The sequence below is a fragment of the Pollutimonas subterranea genome (assembly GCF_002849655.1).
Taxonomy (GTDB): Bacteria; Pseudomonadota; Gammaproteobacteria; order Burkholderiales; family Burkholderiaceae_B; genus Pollutimonas; species Pollutimonas subterranea.
Genome location: NZ_PDNW01000004.1, coordinates 167,281 through 190,534 on the forward strand (window position 1 = coordinate 167,281; position 23,254 = coordinate 190,534).

A 23,254-nucleotide genomic window follows, 5' to 3' on the forward strand; every position below is an offset into this window, starting at 1 on the left:
GCGTAAGCCCTATGCGCGCGTTCCAAACAAAGCCTTGGCCTCGTCATAGACCGAGGCGGCCATTTTTGCATGATGGCCCTGCGCGTTCCAGACCAGGCCGTTTCGGCGGACCGGCGCACGACCCGGCAGTGCAACACGCACGATGTCCAGCGACTCCCACATGTATGACCAATCGGGTATCAGCGATACACCCAAGCCTTCGTGCACCAGTGAGGCAATGGCCAGCAGGCTGTCGATTTCCAAGCGCTGCCTGGTGCGAATTTGATGGTCGCGCAGATACCGGTCAGCCAGCTGACCGCCATACACGCTGCGATCGTACCTAAGAAAGGGCTGGGTCTCGAGCAATTGATGGGCATCCTGTCCCTTCAGGCTGACAGGCGCCACAACCACCAGGGGCTCTTCCATGAATGACTGCCATACGCAATTCTTGGGGACCGCAAACTGTGGTTCCACGACAATAGCGGCATCCAGCTCGCCGTTTGCCACTTTCGCACACAGATCAATGGAAGCACCCGGCGTGATGAAAATGGAGGCGTTCGGATAGATGCCATACAGTCGCTTCAGTATGGGGGGCAAGACATTGATCAAGGCCGACACAAAGCAGCCCATGCGCAGCTCGCCGGCTTGCCCGCCATCGACCGCCATGGCGCGAAGGTCGCGAATGTTGCGTATGACGGCCCGGGTTTCTTCCAGGATGCGGATACCGCTTTCCGTCGGCTTCACCGATCTGCCGGAGCGCTTTACCAGCGCGACGCCAAGGTCTTCTTCCAGCGCCTTGATGCGCGCGGCGATGGCCGCGGAAGTCAGGTCGAGCCGGCGTGCGGCTTCGGCAAAGGAGCCGGCCTCGACGACGGCAACAAAGCTCTGCATGTATTTCGTGTCCATAATGCTCGACCGGTGCAGGTTAAAGGCAAATAATTCTATTTTGTGAAACAAGCGAAAGCCACTTTAACTTATACCCTTCCCGGGCAATACTTTTGCAGTTCACTAAACCAAGAATTTGTTAGCGGAGACCTTATGACCAACACGAAAATGCGCGGCGTGCTATCGCCCGTACTGACCCCTTTCAATCCCGACTATTCGGTTTCCAAGCCACGTTTTGTCAAGCACTGCCGGTCTTTGATTGAGCAGGATGTCGGCCTCGCCGTGTTCGGCACGAATTCCGAAGCAAATTCCTTGTCCATCAATGAAAAGCGTCAGCTTCTTGATTTGCTCGTCGATGAGGGCCTGCCCACCCAAAAAATGATGCCGGGGACGGGCCATTGCGCCATCACCGACTCCATCGAGCTTACTCGCCATGCGGTGGAACTGGGCTGCGGCGGCGTGCTGATGCTGCCGCCCTTCTACTACAAGGGAGTCAGTGACGAAGGCCTGTACCGCAATTACGCCACCATCATCGATACCATCGCCGACGCACGGTTGAAGATCTATCTTTACCATATCCCTCCTGTTGCGCAGGTGGGCATCAGCCTGGACCTGATCGAACGCCTGCTCAAGTCCTATCCCGAGAATATTGCCGGCATTAAAGATAGCTCTGGAAACTGGGACAACACGCTGGCCATGCTCACGCAATTCCAGCCCGCCGGTTTCGACGTATTCGCGGGCAGCGAGTCTTTCCTGCTGCAGACCTTGCGTCACGGCGGTGCCGGCTGCATCACGGCAACCGGCAACGTCAACCCGGCGGCCATTGCGCATCTGGGCGCCACGTGGCAGGACGACGACGCCGACGCCCAGCAAGCGCGCTTGAACGAGGTGCGAGGCGTCTTCCAGAAGCTGCCCATGATACCGGCCATGAAGTCCGCCATCGCCGCACAGGCGCAGGACCCCAGTTGGTCGGTCGTGCGCCCGCCCCTGGTTGAGCTGACGCAAGAGCAAGCGGCGCAACTAAAGTCCGGCCTGGCCGCCATCGACTTCCAGATCGACAACGCCAACGCGCTGGCCCACCTGGATGCCTGATCAGCGGAACCCTTGACGACCATGGCCGTTTCCTCCAGCTTCCCTCCATTGCTCAAGATCGGTGTCTTCCCGGAAGCCGTGGAGGCCCGCTTGCGAACCACCTTCGAGCTCGTTGAACCGCATGAGCTTGGCGAGACCCCGCAGCGACGCGCGCAAATACAGGGCATCGTCACCCGTTCCAATTACCGCATTCCGGAAGATCTTCTGGAACAACTGCCGAACTTGCGCATCATTTGCACCAATGGCGTCGGCCACGACGGCATACCGCTGTCCTATGCACGCAACCGAGGGATTGTCGTCACGAACACGCCCTCTGTGCTGGACAAGGCGGTCGCCGAACTCACCGTCGGACTGGTGTTGGCGACGCTGCGGCAAATTCCGCAAGCCGATCAGTTCGTGCGGACCGGCGCGTGGCAGGTTGGTGCCTTTCCGCTAGGATTGACGCTGGCCGGGAAGAAGGTTGGAATGGTCGGCCTGGGCCGGATCGGCAAGGAAATCGCCGCGCGCCTTTTGCCCTTCGATGTCGATATCGCCTACTTTGGTCGCCAGCGGCAAGCCGTCGACTGGCCTTACTTCGACGACCTGGTCGCGCTGGCAGCGCATGCCGATATCCTTATCGTGTGCTGCCCGGGCGGCCCATCCACCTATCGGATCATCAATGCCGCGGTGCTCGATGCGCTGGGGCCTGCGGGAATACTGGTCAACATTGCACGAGGCAGCGTCGTCAATCACGCCGATCTTCTGAATGCATTGACCAACAAGACCATCCTGGGCGCGGCGCTCGATGTCTTCGACGAAGAACCCCTACCAGACAATCCGCTCCGGCGGCTGGACAACGTCATCGTCACGCCGCATATAGGCAGCGCCACGCACGAGACGCGAATGGCGATGGCCGAACTGGCCATCAAGAATCTAAGGAGCTTTTTCGAGACTGGACGGGCGGTGACGCCGGTTGCGGAGTAGCAAGGTCCAGAAAAGCGCGCACTAGCTTTTCACGGGCATTGGTACGCAGCCACAACAGCCCCAGTTCACGAGTGGGCACGGGCTCTGGAAGGCGATGGCGTGTCAATGCCGGGTCCAGCCGGTTACCGTCCGCCCAGTCGGGAAGCACCGACACACCCAGGCCTGCCTTCACCATATCGGCAATATAGTCGATGCCATCCAGCTCCAGTCGCGCAGTCGGATAAAGCTTATTGGTCCGCAGGTAGTCATCGGCCATCTTGCCGGCGACCACCCGGCGGTCGTAGCGGATGTAGGGATAGTCGCGGATGATGGCGAACGGATCGACGTGGTCAAGGCCCGATGGCGTCAATAGAATCAGGCGTTCAGTGCGCAAGGTTTTCCAGCTGACGGTCTTGGGCACATCGAACAGGGGATGCACCAGGATGGCCGCGTCAAGCACACCGCTCATGACGCGTTCGTACAAGGTGGTGGACGGGCCCGGCTCGATCAATACCTCGATTGAGGGGTACTTTTCCACCCACCTTTGAAGGATGGGCAGCAGCATGCCCTTGAGCGCCGACGGTGTCGCGCCAAGCACCAGGGGGCCTGCGGGCAGCTCGGTACTGCTTGCCAATGAGTTGAAATTCTTCACCTCCTGCAAAAGCAGCCTGGCCTGCGTCAATACCTTGCCCCCCGCCTGAGTGGGCTGTACGGTTCTGCCTGCACGCTCCACCAGGGCCGTTCCCACTTCCGCCTCAAGTGCCTTGAGCCTCAGCGACACGGCCGTGGGCGTCAGGTCCAGTGCCCTGGCCGCCGCGGCGATTGAGCCCAATTCCACCACCTGTACGAAGCTCTCCAGAAAACGCGTATCCACCTTTACTCCTGTCGTGTTCCGGGGCGGTAGCCGCCGTTGTCAAAAGATTGTTTTTCTTATTTCTGAAGCCAGCAAAGCAATATTGTTCTAGCTTTGCATATCAACAAGAATAGCGTCAAGCACCACGGTGATTTGAACACTCAACAGGAGAAATTTTTCATGCCAATTATCCAGTCCATCGAAGTCTGCGCCGCTGCCGTACCCCTGGACATCGTCACATCTTTCTCGAACCGCTCCGTCAGCACGCGGCATTATGGCCTGGTCCGGATCCGGTCCACCGACGGCGTCGAGGGGATAGGCTTTTGCTATGTCGGCAGCGCCGGCGGCGCCATCTTCACCGCCGCCGTCAGGGACTTGCTGGCGCCCGTGCTCATCAACGGCGACTCGTATGCTGTGGAAGGCCTATGGCAAAAAATGAACCAGGAAGCGCTGCTGCAAGGGCGGGCTGGAACCGTGATGCGAGCCATCAGCGCCCTGGACATCGCCTTGTGGGACCTCAACGCCAAGACCCATGGCCTGCCGCTGCACAAGTTCATGGGAGCCGTCGAACTGGACGCCGTACCGGCCTACGCCAGTGGCGGTTACTACCTTGACGGCAAGACGCCACAACATCTGGGCGAAGAAATGGCCAGCTACGTGGACAAGGGTTTCAAGGCCGTCAAGATGAAATCGGGACGCCTGTCGCCACGCGAAGAAGAACAGCGCTTGAAAGCCGCACGCGAAGCGATCGGACCCGACGTCGAACTGATGATGGACATGAATAATGCCTGGGCGGACACCACCGAAGCTATGCAATATGTCCGGCGTTTCGAGCAATACGACCCCTACTTCTTCGAAGAGCCCTTTCTGCCGGACGATATCGATAACCATGCTCGCCTGGCCAAGCTGACCCGCGTGCCGATCGCGACGGCCGAAATCGGCTATGGCCGGTGGTACCACAAGGAACTGATGGACAAGGGCGCGGCATCCATCCTGCAGACTGACGCTGCGGTGTGCGGCGGCATCACGGAGTGGCGGCGCATTGCCCAAACCGCCGCCAGCTACGGATTGGTGATGTGCCCGCACTGGTTCCATGACCTTCATGCCCCACTGGTCGCCAGCACGCCCAATGCGCGCTACGTCGAATTTTTCTGGAACGACCAGGTGCTGAACTTTCGAAACCTGATCGACCGGCAACTTTCGCACAAGGATGGGAACGTCATCCTGCACCAGGAACCCGGTCTGGGTTTTGGATTCGATGAAAAGTTCATCGCAAAGTTCGCCAAATGGGAAACCATAAGCTAGCGCCCACAAGAAAGTGCCGCAACGGCATGCCGGGACCGGCTCGCATGCCTGTTGAAACTACGCCGCTTTACTGACATAACAAGCAAAGGAGACTAAATGATCAAATTAAAAAAAACACTGACACTATGTTGCCTGACGGCGCTCATGGCCGGCGTACACGCCGCCCATGCCGCTGATGACTGGCCGTCCCGAACCATCACCTACGTCGCGCCGTTTCCCGCCGGCAGCAACACCGATACGCTGGGACGGATCATTGCAGACCAGTTGAGCAAGAAGCTGAATGTGTCGGTCGTGGTAGAGAACCGGCCCGGCGCCACCGGCATGATCGGGTCCAGTTACGTTGCCAAGGCCAAGCCCGACGGCTACACCATCATGGGCGGCAGCATCGCATCGCACGCCATCAATGCCGGCCTGTTCCCCAACATGCAATACGACCCCGTCAAGTCGTTCGAGCCCATTACCATCATCGGCTTCAATGCGAACACCCTGGTCGTGGCCAACAGCAGTCCGTTCAAGAGCGTGAAAGACGTCATTGCCGCGGCCAAGAAAGATCCGGACACGGTGACGTACGCGTCGTCCGGCATCGGAACCACCCAGCACCTGTCCGGGGTGTTGCTGGGACAAGAAGCCAATATCAATGTGGTGCACGTTCCGTACGGCGGTAAGTCGGCGCTGCCCGACATCATGGGCGGGCAAGTCAGCATGATGTTCGAAGGCCCCACCGTCGTCCCGCATGTGCTTGAAGGCAGCCTGCGCGCACTGGCGGTGACATCGACCCAACGCATGGCAAGCCTTCCTGACGTACCGACAATGCAGGAAGCCGGCTTGCCCAACTACGAGATACGGTCATGGCAGGCGATTTTTGCGCCCAAAGGCACTCCTAAGCCCATTGTCGACAAGCTCTATCAGGCTATCAGCGAAGTCCTGAAAACACCCGAGGTACTAAAGCGGCTGGAGACGATGGGTGTTGAACCGTCCGGAATGCCACCGGCCGAGTTCGCCGACTTCCAGCAACAGGAAATCGAGAAATGGCGCAAGGTGATCAAGGCCGCCGGCATAAAAGTACAGTAGCCCGCTGGGCAGCATATCGGTGCGCAGACGCATCGGGCGGCATGCAATTTGCTGTGGAGGCCTGCGCAAACGATACGCTTACGAGCAGCGAGGTACACGCCAGTGAACACGATAGAAGAAGTCGCCAGATTCATGAGATCGGAATCCTTGCTGCTGGTCACGGCCGAGTCCTGCACGGCCGGCTTGATCGCGGCTACCCTGGCCGACATTCCGGGCGCTGGCAAGCTGCTTGACTGCGCCTTTGTCGTTTACTCGCCGGAAGCCAAGAAGCGCTGCCTCTCGGTCAAGCAAAGCACGCTGGACCGCTGCAATCTGACCAGTGAAGAGGTCGCCCATGAAATGGCGGAAGGCGCCTTGGGCAACAGCCGGGCCAATGTTGCGGTGTCCAACACAGGCGTCGTTGATGATACCGATGATGATATTCCCGCGGGGACACAGTGCTTTGCCTGGGCGTTCGGCGCGGGCAAGGGCAGCCCCGCCGTCTTCACGGAAACACGTCGCTTCATGGGCGACCGCGTTGCCATTCGGGAAGCGGCCGCACGCCACGCACTGGAACGTATTCCCTATTACTTTTCGAAACTGGAACGATAGAAGGCCGACTGGGCGACGCCTCCCGTAGCCCTACGTCAGCCGCCCTCGTCCGCCCCGAACCGGGCAATCAACTGTTCAAGGCTCGCCTCGCCCGGCAATGCGCCGGCCTCTTTCAAGGCTTGTTCCAGCCAGCCGTATACCAGCCGGCCTTCCGAGATATCGGTCATCCGCCTGAGTTCGCTGTCCACCTTTTTTTCTGCGTCGCGCAACGCTTGCACCACACCCGCTGCGGGAAGGACGACCACCCCGTCGTCATCACCGGCGACGAGATCTCCCGGCTGCACGGCAACACCGCCCACCGAAACGGGTTGGCCAATGCGCCCGGCAAGCTGCCTGGTCGGTCCGTTCGGATTCGACGCACAGGCGAATACCGGAAGTGTTCCATTTTTGAGTTCGTGAAGGTCACGCACCGATCCGTCAATGACGACACCGGCCAGGCCGGCGGCCTGCGCATGAGCACACATCAGTTCACCCATTAGCGCGGCGGTCGAACAACCCTTGCCATCGATGACCAGTACGTCGCCCGGCTGCGCCAATACCAGGGCGGCGTGAATCATCAGGTTGTCACCCGGCCTGACTTCAACCGTGAATGCGGGACCGCACAGCTTCATCGACGGTGCAAGCGACTTGATCCGTCCGTCAAGGGAACCGCGCCGACCGGAGACATCAGCCAAAATCGAACAGGCCACGCGCGAGGCCTGTTCGACGTGCCTCTTGCTCACGCGACTGAATGCGCTATTTATCATGCCTCACCTCGTCGAGAAATGAAATTGGACCCCAGCAGAGGCCGTCAGAGCAGATCATCGGTGACACGCGGGTAAACACACTGAAAGGCTTCGGCGTACTTGATTTTCTTATCGGAATTGCGGGATGCCTGCGCACCGCGTTGCAGTCCAACCCGGGTGTAGTACTCCCACAGGTGCTCCTGCGCGCCCATGATTTGAAACGCCTGGTATTTTTGTTCCCAGACCGACGAGATATCCAGGAAGGTTTCAGGCTTCCACTCGCATTGCTCCGGCTGATGCGGCTCGAACAGGAATACCGGAGGAGCGCCGATCACGGGTTCATGGGGACTATGGCCATGCGCCTGCGCAATAATCCGGGCTTCCATCGCCAGGTGATTTGCCAGTGGATGATCAAAGTTGTACGGGTCCTTAAATGAGTGCGTCAGGACGAATTCGGGCTTCAGATCCCGATACACCTGCACGATCTTGAACAGGGTTTCATCATCGACACGCAAGGGATAATCGCCGCAGTCAAGGAAAGAGACCGACGCGCCGAGGATCGCAGCTGCCTGCTCCGACTCTTCCCTGCGTATCTGCTTGACGGTTTCCAGCGATATATTTTCCCGCTTCCAAAGCCTGGCAGACTCGCCGCGTTCGCCAAAGGACAGGCACAGAATATGCACGTTCCATCCCCGTTGCGCATATAAGGCCACCGTGCCGCCCGCCCGCCACACGAAGTCCGCGGAATGAGCGCTGACAATAAGAGCGTTCTTTTGATTCATCACCTGTATCCTCAATATCTTGTTGACCCTGACGACTAGTCCGCGCGGATGTTGCCCGCTTTGATCACGTCAGTCAGCACGGTGGTTTCTTTGTCCAGGAACGTCTTGAATTCCGCCGCAGTGCCCGGCAAGGCGGAGGCACCCAGCTTGTTCAGGCTGCTTACCACCTCTGGATCCTTCAGCGCCAGGTTCAAGGCAGCATTTAATTCCGTCACCACCGGCTCAGGCGTGCCGACCGGCGCAGCGATTCCCCACCAGACCGTCGCTTCCAGGTCATCGAAGCCTTGCTTTTCGGCCGTCTGCAGTTCCGGAAGCAGAGGCGTGCCGGTTTTGTTCAAGACGGCCAAAGGACGAAGAGTCCCCGCCTTAATGTGTGAAACGACTTCCAGTGGATTGATCGACATGAAGGAAAGGCGTCCGCCCAGCAGATCGGTAATAGCGGGAGAGCCGCCTTTATAAGGGATATGTAGGGCCTTGAAATCGGCTTTGCGCACAAACAGTTCGCTGGCCATGTGGCCTGAGCTGCCCATTCCCGCCGTGCCGAACGTCAGGTCCGTGGGATTCTTTTTGCCGAATTCGACAAGTTCCTTCAATGTCGTGAAAGGCGAATCCTTGGCAACTACGATCACCAAAGGAGCCTCGCCGATTTTACCGACGGCCGTGAAGTCGGCCGCGGGATCGAACGTCAATTTGGAATACAGCGCCTTGTTCGTGGTAAAGGTATTCGAAGCGGTATACAACGTATATCCGTCGGGCTTGGCACGCGCGACGTAAGCCATGCCTATATTGGTGCCGGCGCCCGGACGGTTTTCCACGATGAAGGGTTGCCCCAGCTCTTCCGACATTTTCTTGGTGACCAGGCGAGTCACGATATCCACACCGCCACCCGGCGAGTATGGCACCACGATCGTAATGGGTTTTTCCGGATAGCCGGCTGCGATAGCCGCTTGAAGAGGAACGACGCCCGCAAACGCGGCCGCGAGCGTTACGACGTTGAGCAACTTGAATGACTTCATTTTGTCTCCTGCCTGATTTAATTGAATACAGGGGTCATGATGGAGAGCAACACTTATATGGTCCAATACTATTTAAATCTAACATTTATATGATTTTCGAATAGCTATGGATTTCAGACAACTCAATTACTTCGTCGCCGTCGCTGAAGAGCTCAGTTTCAGCCGCGCAGCCGTCAGGCTGAATATGAGCCAGCCGCCGCTAAGCCAGCAAATAAAACTGCTGGAAGATGACCTCGGTGTAGGACTGTTCAACCGGACGCGGCGCTCCGTCGAACTCACTCATGCAGGCTCCCTTTTCTACGAACAGGCGACGGCGATTCTGAAGCAATACGCCAACGCCAAGGAGTTATGCGCATGGACGACGGATGGCAAAGCGGGCAAGTTACGCATTGCCTTTACCGCGTCGGTACCGATATTCGAGGAGTTTTCGCTACTGATACAAGGCTTCCGCCACGCTTATCCGCACATTGAAATGGACTTGCTGCATCTCTCCACGGGCGAACAATTGCTAGCGCTGGACGCGGACGAAATCGACGTGGGCTTCCTGCGACCCTCGCTGGACTTCCGCATTCCGTCATTCATAGAAGCCTTCGACCTGTGGCACGACGAACTGATGCTCGCCACCGCGGTGACCCACGATGAGGCACGCGACGGGACCGCGGTGAATCTCAATGACCTGTCCAAGGAAGATTTCATTCTGTTTCCCCAGGCTCTGGGTTGCGGTCTGTTCGAACACATCACCACCATCACCGCCCGCGCGGGATTCTCGCCGCGCATCGTCCAGGAAGTTCGCGAAAACAGTACCACCCTGGCTCTGGTCGCGGCAGGCCTGGGCATATCCATAGTGCCCAGCACCTATGTGTATACAAAGCCACCTGGCGTCGTCTTCAAAAAAATCAGCGGTTCCGCTACTGAATCGAAAATCGTCATGGCGTCGTCCAGGAATCGCGAGATGGCCTCTTTGCGACTGTTCCTCGACTACGCACGGGCGCATCGGAAACCCTGCGCCCCGGCTTCCCTTATCGAGTCAGCAGCACATAAAATCCCTGAACCAGATACACCGTGCCTATCGCCATGACCAACCAGCGCGTCCAGCGGCGGAACTGATGGTCCGACAGCTTCTCCAGCACGAACTTGCTGATGCTGGTGCCGGTGATCGCCATGATTACCGCCACGCCCATCATCCATTCGTCGATACGCGCCTGGGTTCCCAGGATATTGAAGAAATAGACTAGCTTGGCCATGTGTGAGAAGGTCTGGCAGGCGGCTTTTGTGGCAACAATGGAGCGGCGATCCATCTGGTTGCGCACAAAGAACACGTCCAGCAACGGGCCGGATACGCCAGCAATGAACTGCATGGAGGTGTTCAGGAAGCCGCAGAATTCGGCGCCAAGCCGGCTGTCGGCTTGCGGCACGAACCTGGCCGGAATAAGGACGGCCAGAAAGGGGATTATTCCCAAGGCTATCAAGACGAATGCCTTGTCGGGCACAAAGCCCACAAATGAGAACAGCGCTCCAGCAATAAGTAACCCCACTATGTAGCGGGCAAAGATCGGGTAGTTGACGTTGGCGCGCCACATGATCGCGCGCCAGCCGTTTGATGTCATCTGCGCGGTTCCATGCAACACCATGGCTGCCGACACAGGCAAGAACGTGATCAGGACGCCCATCAGGATCATCCCGCCGGCCATGCCGAAAACCCCGGAAATAAACGACGTGCCCAGCACAGACAATGCTACCAACAACAAAATACCGATCTGCAATTTCTTTCCAGGGTTAAGGAGCGATCACGCGCGATTGAAGGGCCTGTGATTATAAGTGACTGGTATTCTTGATCGACAGCCTGCTAAAGCTATCGCGTCGACACCCATAGTCCGCCCGCAACGCCAAGCATGCCCAACACTACGCCGGGGGTCAGCGATTCCCCAAGCAGGCTCACACCCAATAACGCAGCGGTAAGTGGGCTGAGCGACAGGAATACCGTGACGTGTGTAGGGCTGGCATGCTTGAGCGCCCAGAGCCACAGCATATAGGCCACGCCACTGGATACACCGATGAAGAAGATGATTGTCCAGGCGGTTGCCGACAGCGAGGGTGGCTGCGTGAAGATACCTTCAAGGCCCGCCGCCACCGCGAGAAACACCACAGAGGCGAGCATGGCGGACGCTGCCAGGGGCAAAGTGGGGTAACGAGCCAGATAAGGCCTGTAGAACACCGAACACAGTGCACCGCAAAGCGCCGAACCCAACACAGCGACGACCCCCAGCCACTCGTACCTGCCGCCATCGACCAGCAAATTCTCGCCCATCGTTGCGGCGACCCCGGCTATCGTCATGGCCACGCCCACCGTTTTTCGGCCCGTCAACGGCTCGCTGCCCAGCAGCGCGGCCACGACCATGGTGATTAACGGCAGCGTGGCAAAAAGCAGCGCCGCGCGTGTCGAAGAGATAAACTGCAACCCCAGGTTCAGCAGCACGACAAGAATCGCAAACTGGCCGATGCCCAGGGCAAGCACGGCAAACAGATCACGGCGCATGAAATGCACGCGCCCGTGCATCAACACAAAAGGCGCGATGCACGCCAAGCCTATGGCATAACGCAGCAGTGCCAGAGAGAAGGGCCCGATATCGTGCACGACATAGCGCGTGCCGACTATCGCGGCCCCCACTTGTATTCCGGTCGCTGCGGCAGCAGCCAAGGCCAGCGTCGAGCGAGGCACGTTCACAAGTCTTGATTCCTGTTGTTCAATATGACCCATGCCCTGGAAACGTTGCGGTGGTACCGGGGCCTGAAAAGAGGCCTATTGTCCACCCGTTGCTGGCCTCCCGCAAATAAAAGTCTCGTCCACTATGACATGAGTCTGAGCGGGGTCTCGTGTTTCCAGCATGAGATGAGTCTGAAGCGTTCCCGTGGATTATGAAACGTGTTGATTCTTGTCAAAGACACCCACTAATAACCATGCCTAGATAGTGGTAATTATCCACCACTGGGAAATCACCATGAGCAACCATCTCACTACCGTTCTTTATACGGCCGCTGCCATCGCTTTCAGCGCGAGCGCCATGGCCGCCCAACCCGCGTCAAAAGAACTTCGCGAAACAGCAAACAAGCTGTTTCAGCCTATACCGGAAGCGCAAGTCGTTATTGCTGACCGGAAAATCCCGGACGATCAAATACAGCTGGGCAAGTGGCTGTTCTTCGAGCCCCGGCTCTCGAAAAGCCACATCATCAGCTGTAACACCTGTCATAGCGTGGGCACAGGCGGAGCCGACAATATACCGACGTCTATCGGTCACGGATGGCAGCACGGCCCACGGAACTCGCCAACTGTATTCAACGCCGTATTCAATATTGCCCAGTTCTGGGATGGCCGTGCCGCCGACCTGAAAGAGCAGGCCAAGGGTCCAGTGCAGGCCAGTGTCGAAATGAACGCCACACCGCAGCACGTGGAAGACACCCTGCGCAGCATCCCGGAATACGTGGAGTTCTTTGCCAAGGCCTTCCCGGGCGAGAAGCAGGCCATTACGTTCGACAATATGGCCACAGCCATTGAAGCCTTCGAATCCACGCTTACAACACCAAACTCCCGTTTCGACCAGTTCTTGGCCGGCAAGGAAACCCTTAGCGGTACCGAGCTTTCCGGATTGAATCTCTTCATCAACAAGGGCTGCGTGGCATGCCATTCGGGCATCAACGTTGGCGGCCAGGGGTACTTCCCGTTCGGCGTCATCAAGAAGCCAGGCGCCGAAGTACTGCCTACCGATGATAAAGGCCGCTTCGCCGTCACCAATACGGCTTCTGACGAGTACGTGTTCCGCGCAGGTCCTTTGCGCAACATCGCGTTGACAGCACCCTATTTCCATAGCGGCGAAGTATGGGACCTGGAGCAGGCGGTGGCCATCATGGGAACAAGCCAGTTGGGGCATGAGCTGAACGAGGGCGAAGTGAAGTCCATTACAGCGTTCCTGCATACGCTTACGGGCGAGCAACCTACCGTTGAATACCCAATCTTGCCGCGCAGCACTGCTGCGACCCCTAAACCGGAAAAGTGACACAGTGGCCTTGATGGCCGCTACTAGCTACCGATACCTGGCCAGGTTACGTTCCTGGCCAGTGGGCATATCGGCTCTGAACCAGTGCTTATTTGGTGCATGTCGGGTCCTATGCAGTTCTTGGATTGTTTCGTTTTTGGCCGGTGCCTTAGCAGTTCTTGACCGGTGGCGGCGGCAACTGGTGGGGGCCACTCAATGCGTTCGCGGTCCCGCGCTCCGCCGGGACTGCCCTCGCCAACGCTCGACCCGGGGCGCCCGCGAACTCGCGGAACGGACAGCCACTGGCTGTCCGTAAGCGTCCCGCTCGAACAGCGCGGACTTGCACCCCCGGGCCGAACATTGGCTCGGCGCACGCATACTTCGCCGCCCCCTCCAGTTGCCACCACCCCCTCGACATAAAAGTATGCAGCGGACTACGCACAGAGGGACCAGCCGAGACCCACACCATCCGAGATCACCGAACGCTGAGGAGACGGGGGCTGGTGTGGGCGGGGCGAAATTTGAGCGCGCCGCGTCGGCGTCCTGGGTCAGGGGAAAAAGGGCGCGCCTGTTTGAGCGGCGCGCTTACGGACAGCCAGTGGCTGTCCGTTGCCGCGAGTTCGCGCCCGCCCTGACCTAGGATGTCGACGCGGGAAGTCCCGGAACGGGACCGCAGCGATATGGAGCCCAGCTCACACCAGCCCCCGGCGCCGGCAGATAAACACGATCCGCCCGATGAACCGTTGAACCGATAAACCGATAAACAGCCACAACGTCAAAAACCACACTCAACGAGTTCATCCAAATCAATCAATAAAATGGTCGCCAAAAAACTGATCCAGCGTCAGCAAAAGAAAGCCTTACTCGGCAGACGTCCCCCTCAATTCAGCTTAATGTCCGCCTTGCGGACAATCTCCCCATACATCGCCGTATCCTTCTTGATCAGCTCTGTAAGCTCCGCCGCGCTGCCTCCTACCGGCACGAAACCCGCGTCGTTAAAGAGCTTCTTCACATCATCCTCCTTCACGATCGCCGCGATCTCCGTCGACACGCGTTCCACGATATCCTTGGGCGTCCCAGCAGGCGCCATCAAAGACACCCATGAATTCATCACGAAACCCGGGAAGCCCGCCTCGCCCATCGTCGGAATATTCGGCTCATCTTCCCAGCGCTTCGCCGACGTCACCGCCAGCACCTTGAGCTTACCTTCCTTCACGTACTGCATCGGCACCAAAATAGGATCGAACACCATCGAAACCCGATTGCTCAGCAGATCGGTAAGAATCGGCGCGCTGCCCTTGTAAGGAATATGCGTCATCTTCAAGCCCGCCTGCAAGCCGAAGTTGGCCCCGGTAAGGTGGGCGCTGGACCCCGTTCCACTGGAGGCATAGGTGAGCGCATCAGGGTTCTTCTTGCCGTACTCGACCAGCTCGGCCAGGGAATTGACCGGAAGGTCCTTGCTGACGAACAAGAACAACGGCAAATCGGCCATGTGCGATACCGGCTCGAAGTCGTCGAACGAATAGCTCAGCTTATACAAATGCGGATTGACGGTGTAAGCGGCCAGTACCGTTACGAAACTGTAGCCATCCGGCTTGGCGCGCGCCACCATTGCCGTTCCGATCGTGCTGTTGGCGCCCGGCTTGTTGTTCACGATAACGGGCTGGCCAAGGCGGTCGGACAGCTTCTTCATGACGATACGCGTGACAGTGTCCGTTGCGCCGCCCGGCGTGTACGGAACCACCACCTCGATGGCCTTCTCAGGCCATCCAGCCGCATAGGCCGGCATCGTTGCGTAGCCGGATAATGCGGCGGCCATAGCCACCATTGCAAATACCGGTGTTCTTTTTGTACTGGCGTTTACAGTAAACATCGTTTTATCTCCAGGATTTCCGCATAGCACGCAGTTCCACCATGCAGAATATGATTTCGATTTACATCGGCTATACCTATCGGTAGTATATAGAGACTCCAGCCCGTTACACACAGTATTTACCATTGGATCGGCTACGAAGTTCTGCAATGCAGAACAAAAGAATGTCACAGCCACTTAACGGCCGATATCATGAATATTCAATATACAGAAGAACAGTTGGCATTCCGCGACGAGATACGCGAATTCCTGCGTAACAGTTTGTCCGGCGAACTCAGGGACAAGGGGTTCCGCGAAGCCGTGCTGACCCGCGATGAACGTCTGGGCTGGCAGCGCACCCTGTACGAACGTGGCTGGGGTGCGCCTGCGTGGCCGGTCGAATACGGCGGGACCGGCTGGAATGCCATACAGCGGCACATTTTTGAAGAAGAATGCGCGCTCGCCTATGCACCCGAGCAGCTGTCCTTCGGTATAAAGATGGTCGCACCGGTCATCCAAAAGTATGCAACGCAGGAACAAAAAGATCGTTACCTACCGGGCATCATTTCAGGCACGGACTGGTGGTGCCAGGGCTATTCCGAACCCGGTGCGGGCTCTGACCTGGCCGCCGTTAAAACGTCCGCAGTGCGCCAGGGCGACCACTACCTTGTCAACGGGCAAAAGACCTGGACGACACTGGCCCAGCACGCCGACCGGATCTTCTGCCTGGTGCGCACTGATCCCGATGCACGTAAACAGGCAGGCATTTCGTTCCTGCTGATCGACATGAAAAGCCCCGGCATCACGGTGCGCCCCATCATCATGCTCGACGGTGGCCACGAAGTAAACGAAGTATGGTTCGATGATGTCCAGGTACCGGTGCAGAACCTGATCGGCGAAGAGAACAAGGGCTGGACTTACGCCAAGTATTTGCTCGGCCATGAACGCACCAATATCGCACGCGTGGGGCGCTCGAAGGCCGCCTTGAAGCGTCTTAAAACCATCGCCGCACGCCAGCCGGGCAACGATGGGCAACCTCTTATCCGGGATCCGCGTTTCAGGGACCGCATCGCGATGGTGGAACTTGAGCTGCTGGCACTTGAAATCACCAACTTGAAATTGGTGGCGGCCGACGGCCAGCAACGCGCGCCTGGTCCAGAAGCCTCGATACTCAAAATCAAAGGCTCCGAGATCCAGCAGGTCCTGACCGAGCTGACCGCTGCCGCGCTGGGGCCCTATGCTGCCGCGCACGTGCACGACCCGCAACACCATGAACCGGAAGGCATCAGCGACGCCTTTCCGGCAGATTGCTACAACATGGCCGGCCATTATTTCAACTATCGAAAAACCACCATATACGGCGGTTCCAGCGAAATCCAGAAGACCATTATCTGCAAGACGATACTGGGGCTATAGGAAAACCAGGAATACACATCATGGATTTCAGCTACACCGAAGAGCAGTTGGCCCTGGAAGACACCTTGCGCCGCTTCATCGCCAAAGAGTACTCGTTCGAGCAACGCCGGGGCTACATGAGAAGCGCCGATGGCTTCAGCCGCGCCGCATGGAGAACCTATGCGGAACTGGGCATATTGGCGCTGCCCTTCCCCGATGAATTCGGCGGACTGAACGGCACAGCCCTGGACACCATGCTGGTCATGCGCGCGCTGGGTACGGGTTTGACGCTGGAGCCCTACCTGGGCACGGTCGTCCTGTGCGGCGGCATCCTCAAGGCCCACGCCTACCCGAAGCAACAGGCCAGCCTCATTCCCGCCATTGGCGATGGAAGCCTGATGCTCGCCCTGGCTCATTACGAGCCGCAGTCACGCTATGACGAATCAACGGTCAGTGCCCGGGCGGTCAGGAAAGGCGGTCAATGGCAACTGGACGGGCACAAAGCCGTCGTCCAGGGCGCCGCCAGTGCAGGCCAGTTCCTGGTGTCGGCCAGAACAAACGGCCATGACGGCGCTGACGCACTGTCCCTGTTCCTGGTCGCCGCAACGACACCGGGCCTGTCTTTCAGGTATTATGAATGCCACGATGGCACTCGCGCGGCCGATATCGTGTTCGATCAAGTGTTGCTCGACGACGACGCCCTTCTCGGACGCGAAGCGCACGCGTTGCCGGCCATCATGCAAGGCATCGCGCTGGCCAATGTCGCCATGTCGGCCGAAGCCGCCGGCATCATGCAGGCACTTAACGCCGCTACGCTTGATTACCTGAAGACACGCAAGCAATTCGATGTGCCTCTGGCTTCGTTCCAGGCCCTGCAACACCGCATGGCAGACATGGCCATTGCGGCCGAACAGTCCGACTCCATGGCCTTGCTGGCCGCCATCGAGATGCAGAATCCGGATGCCGGCGTCCGGCTGCAAAAGGCATCGGGAGCCAAAGCCTTCGTGACCCAGAAAGCCAGGCTGGTGGGACAGGAGGCCATCCAGATGCATGGCGGCATCGGCGTGACCGACGAGCTTATGGTGGGCCACTATTTCAAACGCCTTGCGGTTATCAGCGCTTCGTTCGGTGACATGGATTTTCATTTGCGGCGTTATAGCGATATCATCCGGGCTGCCTGAACAGCCACATCGAACTAAAGAAACGCAATGACTCAAATACCAGACGGATACCGTGAACGCGTCCACAACAGCGAATTCACAGACTTATGCGGACCTTTCTTTGAAAAAATCGAAGATGGCAAACAGGTTGAGCTGGCCCTGCGCATCTCCAGCAAGCACAGCAATCTTCGCGGCATCACGCACGGCGGCTTGCTGGTCACCATCGCCGACAGTGCCATCGGCGATGCCGTCGCCCAAGCCTATGGCGAGGAATTCGGCCTGGTCACCGTCAGCCTCACCAGCGAGTTCTACCGCCCCGCAAAAATGGGCGACTGGGTCATTGCACGGGCCAGCGTACAAAAGCAAGGCCGGCGCATGGCCTTTGCCGATTGCTTCCTGTATGTGGACGAGCAGAAAATATTCCGCGCCACCGGGGTATTCGCCATCGTTGAAAGGCAAGGCGGTCGCTAGTGCCTGCCAAACGGCACACTACGCCGCCCCGGCAAAAAAAAGGCCGCCACACAGCTCAGTGGCCCATCGATGACGTAATCTTGCGCACCACCTCGAGCAGCCGGGGCCGCGCCTCTTCCAGCAGGTATTCGGCCGTCACCGACGTCGAAGGCGCGCCGCAAGTCAGCACCATGATCGGCTGCGCGGGGCTCAACTGGAAGGCGACCGCAATGCCGTTCACGTCCTTTTGCCAGTCGCCAAATGAACATGTGCATCCGAGGCGGCGGTAATCGGAAACGGCCCGGTTGATGCCCTCGATGATTTCATTGCGCGACCAGGCATCCAGTTCGCTCAGGCGCTCAATGATTTCGTCGCGCTCCTGCTGGCTGGCGAGCACCAGATAGGCGCGCCCCATCGACGAAGTCACAATAGGGATACGCGCGCCGACATCCAGGCTCAAGGCAAGGGCCGCCTCGCTGCGGCAGTTTTCGATATAGAGCATGGAAAGCCGGTCGCGCACACCCAGCGAGACCATAGTCTGCGTCGTATCGGCAAGCTGCTGCATGAAGGGTCGGGCGACCTCACGGATATCCAGCTTGGCGAGCATACCGACGCCTAGGGACATCGTGGCCATGCCCAGGGCGTACTTGCCGCTATCTTCGTCGTGCGTGAGATAACCCAGTTTGACCAGGGTGGAAGTCAGGCGCGACACCGTGGACTTGGGCAGATTGCAACGCGTCGCGAGCTCCTGGTTGCCCAGCACTTTTGATCCCGACCTGAAACAGGCAAGCACTTCCAGCCCCCGCGCCAGGGCGGTGACAAAGTGCCTGTCTTCTTTGGCATGGGCGTGAGCAGACAATGGATCTACGGGCAAAGTGTGTCCTTCCAGCGGCAAGAATGCGTATTCTAGCGGCTGTGGCGGGCAGGACGGCATCAAATTCTAAATGGCGTCCAGATGCCTGGCAAAAACACTGCTGGTCGATAGGGCACGTATGCTTTTCCTGCCTACCGCCTTGACGTCCGTGACGCCCAGCATGGCCGTATTGCGCCGGACCTCGGCGCTGAGCAGATCCAGGGCATGATGCACGCCCTTTTCTCCACCGATTGCGGCGGCATATCCGAAAGGCCGACCGACGAACACAAACTTGGCGCCCAACGCCATCGCTTTCAACACGTCGGTTCCTCGTCGTATTCCGCTGTCCATCATGACCGGAATGGTGGGACAAGCAGCGACGATCCCGGGCAGCACGCGCAGCGGCGACACCGTGCCGTCAAGCTGTCGCCCGCCATGATTCGACACAATCACGGCATCGGCGCCGTAATCGACTGCCAGCTTCGCGTCCTCGGCCGCCATGATTCCCTTCACGATGAGCTTGCCCGCCCATAGCTTTCTGATCAGCTTCAGGTGCTCCCAATTCAGGTGGCCGCGATCGGAAAAATCACGCAATACATTGCGCGAAATAATCGGCACTCCGCGGGCTGCGTAATTATTCTCGAAATGTGGAATGCCGGATCGGTAAAGCGTGCGCAGGAACGTGCCCACTGTCCAGCCCGGATGGCAAGCGCCATCCAGCATCAGTTTCAAGGTAGGTCGCAAGGGCGTGGAAAAGCCGGCCCGGACATTGTTTTCACGATTGGCGGCCACCGGTGTGTCGACAGTAATAACCAGTTTTTCGTATCCGGCCGCCGCCACGCGTTCGATCAGGCCAACGATCTGTTCTTCGCTACCGGGCAGATAGGCCTGGAACCATACGTTCTTTCCAATCCGTGCAACCTCTTCCAGGGGCGTCAGCGAGGAGCCGCTCATGATCATGGGCAGGTTCCTGCTGAGCGCCGACTGCGCCAGCACGCAGTCTCCCCGATACGCCGACATGGCGCTTATACCCATAGGGGCAATACCAAAGGGCGATGCATAGGTATCGCCCCAAAGCGTCACCTCGGTGCTTACCTTGGAGACGTCGCATAAAACGCGCGGTATGAATCCCAATTCGGCGAAAGCTTCCCGATTGTCGCGAAACGACGAATTGGTTTCGGTCGCGCCCGAGACATATCCAAAAATCGCCCTGGGCAGGAATCGTTGTGCTGCTATTTCGAAATCGTCCAGACACAAAAGACGCTCAAGCCGTTTCTTGGAATACATCATCACTTCTTCGCAAAATTAAACATCAACCGCCATACCGGCAAATAGCTGCTTATTCATTCCAGGGAGTGTCTTTCCAGAACTGTTTGAACATTTTCTCGTCCGACTCGAGCTCGGCCTTGTAGTCCTGTGGACCCATATAGCGCAACGGAACGAAAAGCTTCTTGGCTTGCTCACGGAATCCAGGATCGTTGACCGCCTGCTCAACGGCGGAGACCAGCTTCTTGGAGACGTCCTCCGGCAAGCCCTTGGGTGCGCCAATGCCGCGCAAAGAAGCCATGATGATGTCGTGACCTTGTTCCTTGAACGTGGGCAGGTCGGGAGCCAGATCGGTTCGCTCGTCGCTCATCACACCAAGGTCGATCAAGGGCGAGCCGCCTTTGATGTAGGCCATGACCTCACCGATGTTCATGGCCGCCAGCATGATTTCGCCGCTGGAGATGGCGCTGCGGACTTCGCCCGCGCCCTTGTAGGGCACGTGCGTCAATTTCGTACCGGTGCCTTTTTCGAACATGAGCATGGCCAGATGATCGTCTGAACCAATGCCTGTCGTGCCGACCGTGACATCGCCGGGATGCGCCTTGGCATACTCGACGAGATCTTTCAGCGTTTTGATCTTGCCGTTGGCGTTGACGGCAAAACTGTCCGGGTCGTCGATAAGATTGCCGATCAGGTCAAAGTCCGTCCAGTGGTATTGTGCTTTGCGTTCGAGGGGGATGGTCAGCATATTCGGGGTGTTCAGGAAACCGATCGTGTAGCCGTCGGGCTTGGCACGTGCGATTTCCGCAAAGCCGATGGCGCCACCCGCACCGGGCCGATTAAGCACGACGATGCGCGCACCGTTGCCCAGGTATTTTTCGATGTAAGGGGCAATGGCGCGAGCGACCAGGTCGGTGCCGCCGCCGGGCCCATACGACACCACCATATTGATGGGGTGTTCCGGATAGGCGGCATGGGCCAGCGGAATGCCGGCGCTCGCCGACAACGCAAACGCCGCTGCGCCCATGGCGGCGAGCTTCTTGAGCGATTTTCTACGGGATTGAATCATTAGTGTCTCCATTTTTTAATGCGCTATAGATAGGTAGCGCTCGATACCTGCACAACAAATTGCAAGTTGCGATCAGCCTGGCATTGCCTTGAACCGTGCAAGGAACTTGGGAAGTACTTCTTTGTTGATCATGCGTTCAGCCGTCTCGCCGGCACAGACCTGCAGGATCTGAGTGGCCGCCATGGTGGCCACATTCCTTCGGCCTTCGTGCGTGACACCCGCGGTGTGATAGGTGGACACCACATTGTTGAGCGACAACAATGGGTGGTCCGCCGGAGGCGGCTCTATCCGCCAGACGTCAAGTCCGGCGCCGGCCAAGTGGCCCGATGCCAGGGCGTCGTACAACGCCGCCTCGTCGTGGATGCCGCCGCGCGCCGTTGATATAAACAGGGCGCCCTGCTTCATTTGGCCAAAGACTTCGGCGGCAAACAGGCCATTGGTCTCGGTAGTGCGTGGGCAATGAAGCGAGACGATGTCGCTATTGGCCAATAGCTGATCCAGCGACACGGCACGCGCCCCACGGCCCGCAATGGCATTCTCGTCCAGATAGGGATCGTACGCCAGGACATCCATGCCGAATGCCGCCCCCAACCTGGCGGTGCGCGTGCCGATGTGCCCCAGTCCGACAAGGCCGAGGACCTTGCCGCTCAATTCGTGGCCCATCAGGTCTTCACGCGAAAATCCGGTTTCGGTCTTCAGTTTCTGGTCTGATTCGACGATGCGCCGCGACACCGCGAGCATCAGGCCAATAGCGTGTTCAGCGACTGAATTGGCATTGCCACCCGCCTGATTCACGACGAGTATGCCGGCATCCGTACAAGCCTGGACATCAACCGTGTCGTAGCCGGCGCCCGACGTCGACACGCACGCAAGATTCGGGCAGCGCTGTATCAGTTGTTGCGTTACCAGCCACTCAACCGGCACCTCGTCCTTTGCCGCCGAAATATGATAGATGTCGGCGAGCTCCAGCTGCTCCCAGATGGTAGCCGGGGAGTCGTCCTGAAGGCTCAGCACACGCAGGCTTACATTTGGGCTGGCACTCAGTATTTCATCAAAACTTGGATCAGTCCAAAGATTCAGACGGACTACTTTTTTCGGGATAGTGTTCATAGGACCAGTCGTTAGGCGAGGGCTAAGGGGTTCAGCGGACGATTTCGCAATTGAGTCGAAGCAGGGCCTGGTCTATCCAGGAGATGTCCAGGGTATCGTTCGCAATATCGGCCATCATCTTTTCCTCGAGCTGGTGTTTGGCTGCGGCAGCGTTATAGACGCTTTCAATCTGTTCGAATGGAATGCTCAGCAAACCGTCTTCGTCACCCACTATCAAATCACCGGGTTCGATGACCATTCCGCCGAGACTGATCGGCACATTGATTTCGCCGGGGCCGTCTTTGTAAGGCCCGCGATGCGTAACACCGGCCGCATACACCGGAAAATCGCCCTTCCCAATTACGCCCACATCGCGTATCGCGCCATTGATCACCATGCCTGCAATGCCTTTTTTCTGGGCAGTACTGGTCATGAGTTCGCCAATGATGGCGTTGGTCAGATCGCCACCCGCGTCAACCACGATAACGTCCCCGGGCTTCGCCATGGCGATGGCCTTGTGCACCATCAGGTTGTCGCCAGGACGCGTCTTTACGGTGAATGCCGGCCCACAAAGGTTGCCCGCTGCATGCATGGGCCGCAACGCCGCCCCGCCCGCGCTCATTCGTGTCATGACATCGCTGATGTTGGCCACCGGGATACCGCGGAACTTACCAATCCAGCTTTCATCGACGCGCCGTTTTATTTCAAGAATCCGAAAACCGATCATTCGTAGCCCATCCAGGAATTAAGTATGCTTTTCGGCCGATATAGAGCCGCTCGGTGCCGCGATCCACCGTATCAAGGCGGGTCCGGCTTGATCAGATTCTAGTAGCTCGCCACGTTTTTTA

General features: G+C 58.3%; 23 protein-coding genes. 10 read left to right on the forward strand and 13 right to left on the reverse strand.

The window, feature by feature from the left end:
* Positions 1-9: 9 nt before the first annotated feature.
* Positions 10-885 (reverse strand): LysR family transcriptional regulator, encoded by an 876-nt coding sequence (locus CR159_RS06675; RefSeq protein ID WP_102073224.1) that lies wholly within the window; start codon positions 883-885, stop codon positions 10-12.
* 132 nt (positions 886-1,017) lie between these two features.
* On the opposite strand from CR159_RS06675, the gene CR159_RS06680 reads away from it, so the two are divergent.
* Complete coding sequence (locus CR159_RS06680; protein ID WP_102073225.1) at positions 1,018-1,956, forward strand: dihydrodipicolinate synthase family protein; 939 nt, start codon at positions 1,018-1,020, stop codon at positions 1,954-1,956.
* Between the two features lie 21 nt (positions 1,957-1,977).
* Positions 1,978-2,919, forward strand: a complete 942-nt coding sequence (locus CR159_RS06685) for a 2-hydroxyacid dehydrogenase (protein ID WP_102073226.1) — start codon at positions 1,978-1,980, stop codon at positions 2,917-2,919.
* Here the strand turns inward: CR159_RS06685 and CR159_RS06690 are convergent.
* Positions 2,861-3,772 carry a LysR family transcriptional regulator gene (locus tag CR159_RS06690; protein WP_102073227.1) on the reverse strand — a complete coding sequence of 304 codons (912 nt, stop codon included), beginning with the start codon at positions 3,770-3,772 and terminating at the stop codon, positions 2,861-2,863. The two genes, CR159_RS06685 and CR159_RS06690, sit on opposite strands and share 59 nt — an antisense overlap.
* A gap of 159 nt (positions 3,773-3,931) precedes the next feature.
* Between CR159_RS06690 and CR159_RS06695 the strand changes: the two genes are divergently transcribed.
* The 3 genes from CR159_RS06695 (at position 3,932) to CR159_RS06705 (ending at position 6,718) form a co-directional block, all read left to right on the forward strand.
* Positions 3,932-5,056 (forward strand): mandelate racemase/muconate lactonizing enzyme family protein, encoded by a 1,125-nt coding sequence (locus CR159_RS06695; protein WP_102073228.1) that lies wholly within the window; start codon positions 3,932-3,934, stop codon positions 5,054-5,056.
* A 96-nt stretch (positions 5,057-5,152) separates the two neighbouring features.
* Positions 5,153-6,127, forward strand: coding sequence for a Bug family tripartite tricarboxylate transporter substrate binding protein (locus tag CR159_RS06700; protein ID WP_102073229.1), 975 nt, complete (start codon positions 5,153-5,155; stop codon positions 6,125-6,127).
* A 102-nt stretch (positions 6,128-6,229) separates the two neighbouring features.
* Positions 6,230-6,718, forward strand: a complete 489-nt coding sequence (locus CR159_RS06705) for a CinA family protein (protein WP_102073230.1) — start codon at positions 6,230-6,232, stop codon at positions 6,716-6,718.
* Between the two features lie 35 nt (positions 6,719-6,753).
* Here the strand turns inward: CR159_RS06705 and CR159_RS06710 are convergent, their stop codons facing one another.
* From CR159_RS06710 to CR159_RS06720, 3 genes are read right to left on the reverse strand one after another with little or no spacing between them, the layout of a single operon-like run.
* A complete protein-coding gene (locus CR159_RS06710) occupies positions 6,754-7,464 on the reverse strand; it encodes an RraA family protein (RefSeq protein ID WP_102073231.1) in 711 nt (236 codons plus the stop codon).
* 44 nt (positions 7,465-7,508) lie between these two features.
* On the reverse strand, positions 7,509-8,225 hold the full coding sequence (locus CR159_RS06715; RefSeq protein WP_102073232.1) for a PIG-L deacetylase family protein: 717 nt from the start codon (positions 8,223-8,225) through the stop codon (positions 7,509-7,511).
* 35 nt (positions 8,226-8,260) lie between these two features.
* The gene (locus tag CR159_RS06720; RefSeq protein ID WP_102073233.1) at positions 8,261-9,241 is read right to left on the reverse strand and encodes a Bug family tripartite tricarboxylate transporter substrate binding protein; all 981 of its coding nucleotides are present in this window, start codon (positions 9,239-9,241) and stop codon (positions 8,261-8,263) included.
* Between the two features lie 106 nt (positions 9,242-9,347).
* On the opposite strand from CR159_RS06720, the gene CR159_RS06725 reads away from it, so the two are divergent.
* Positions 9,348-10,319: a LysR family transcriptional regulator gene (locus tag CR159_RS06725; protein ID WP_102073234.1), complete on the forward strand. Its 972-nt coding sequence runs from the start codon at positions 9,348-9,350 to the stop codon at positions 10,317-10,319.
* On the opposite strand, the gene CR159_RS06730 is transcribed toward CR159_RS06725, so the two are convergent.
* Both CR159_RS06730 and CR159_RS06735 read right to left on the reverse strand, forming a co-directional pair.
* Complete coding sequence (locus CR159_RS06730; RefSeq protein WP_102073235.1) at positions 10,261-11,004, reverse strand: sulfite exporter TauE/SafE family protein; 744 nt, start codon at positions 11,002-11,004, stop codon at positions 10,261-10,263. The genes CR159_RS06725 and CR159_RS06730 overlap by 59 nt on opposite strands.
* Positions 11,005-11,093: 89 nt before the next feature.
* Entirely contained in the window at positions 11,094-11,966 is an 873-nt protein-coding gene (locus tag CR159_RS06735) for a DMT family transporter (RefSeq protein WP_199173254.1), read from the reverse strand.
* Positions 11,967-12,240: 274 nt separating this feature from the next.
* Between CR159_RS06735 and CR159_RS06740 the strand changes: the two genes are divergently transcribed.
* The gene (locus CR159_RS06740; protein ID WP_102073237.1) at positions 12,241-13,293 is read left to right on the forward strand and encodes a cytochrome-c peroxidase; all 1,053 of its coding nucleotides are present in this window, start codon (positions 12,241-12,243) and stop codon (positions 13,291-13,293) included.
* A gap of 859 nt (positions 13,294-14,152) precedes the next feature.
* On the opposite strand, the gene CR159_RS06745 is transcribed toward CR159_RS06740, so the two are convergent.
* Entirely contained in the window at positions 14,153-15,145 is a 993-nt protein-coding gene (locus CR159_RS06745; RefSeq protein WP_102073238.1) for a Bug family tripartite tricarboxylate transporter substrate binding protein, read from the reverse strand.
* A 192-nt stretch (positions 15,146-15,337) separates the two neighbouring features.
* Between CR159_RS06745 and CR159_RS06750 the strand changes: the two genes are divergently transcribed.
* From CR159_RS06750 to CR159_RS06760, 3 genes are read left to right on the forward strand one after another with little or no spacing between them, the layout of a single operon-like run.
* A complete protein-coding gene (locus tag CR159_RS06750) occupies positions 15,338-16,540 on the forward strand; it encodes an acyl-CoA dehydrogenase family protein (protein ID WP_102073239.1) in 1,203 nt (400 codons plus the stop codon).
* Between the two features lie 20 nt (positions 16,541-16,560).
* The gene (locus CR159_RS06755; RefSeq protein ID WP_102073240.1) at positions 16,561-17,700 is read left to right on the forward strand and encodes an acyl-CoA dehydrogenase family protein; all 1,140 of its coding nucleotides are present in this window, start codon (positions 16,561-16,563) and stop codon (positions 17,698-17,700) included.
* Between the two features lie 27 nt (positions 17,701-17,727).
* Entirely contained in the window at positions 17,728-18,150 is a 423-nt protein-coding gene (locus CR159_RS06760; RefSeq protein WP_102073241.1) for a PaaI family thioesterase, read from the forward strand.
* Between the two features lie 55 nt (positions 18,151-18,205).
* On the opposite strand, the gene CR159_RS06765 is transcribed toward CR159_RS06760, so the two are convergent.
* The 5 genes from CR159_RS06765 to CR159_RS06785 form a co-directional block, all read right to left on the reverse strand.
* Complete coding sequence (locus tag CR159_RS06765) at positions 18,206-19,003, reverse strand: IclR family transcriptional regulator (protein ID WP_233208202.1); 798 nt, start codon at positions 19,001-19,003, stop codon at positions 18,206-18,208.
* Between the two features lie 66 nt (positions 19,004-19,069).
* Positions 19,070-20,272, reverse strand: a complete 1,203-nt coding sequence (locus CR159_RS06770; protein ID WP_102073243.1) for an alpha-hydroxy acid oxidase — start codon at positions 20,270-20,272, stop codon at positions 19,070-19,072.
* Between the two features lie 49 nt (positions 20,273-20,321).
* Positions 20,322-21,317 (reverse strand): tripartite tricarboxylate transporter substrate binding protein, encoded by a 996-nt coding sequence (locus CR159_RS06775; RefSeq protein WP_102073244.1) that lies wholly within the window; start codon positions 21,315-21,317, stop codon positions 20,322-20,324.
* Between the two features lie 72 nt (positions 21,318-21,389).
* Positions 21,390-22,427, reverse strand: coding sequence for a hydroxyacid dehydrogenase (locus tag CR159_RS06780; RefSeq protein WP_102073245.1), 1,038 nt, complete (start codon positions 22,425-22,427; stop codon positions 21,390-21,392).
* A 31-nt stretch (positions 22,428-22,458) separates the two neighbouring features.
* Complete coding sequence (locus CR159_RS06785; RefSeq protein ID WP_102073246.1) at positions 22,459-23,133, reverse strand: RraA family protein; 675 nt, start codon at positions 23,131-23,133, stop codon at positions 22,459-22,461.
* Positions 23,134-23,254 lie beyond the last annotated feature (121 nt).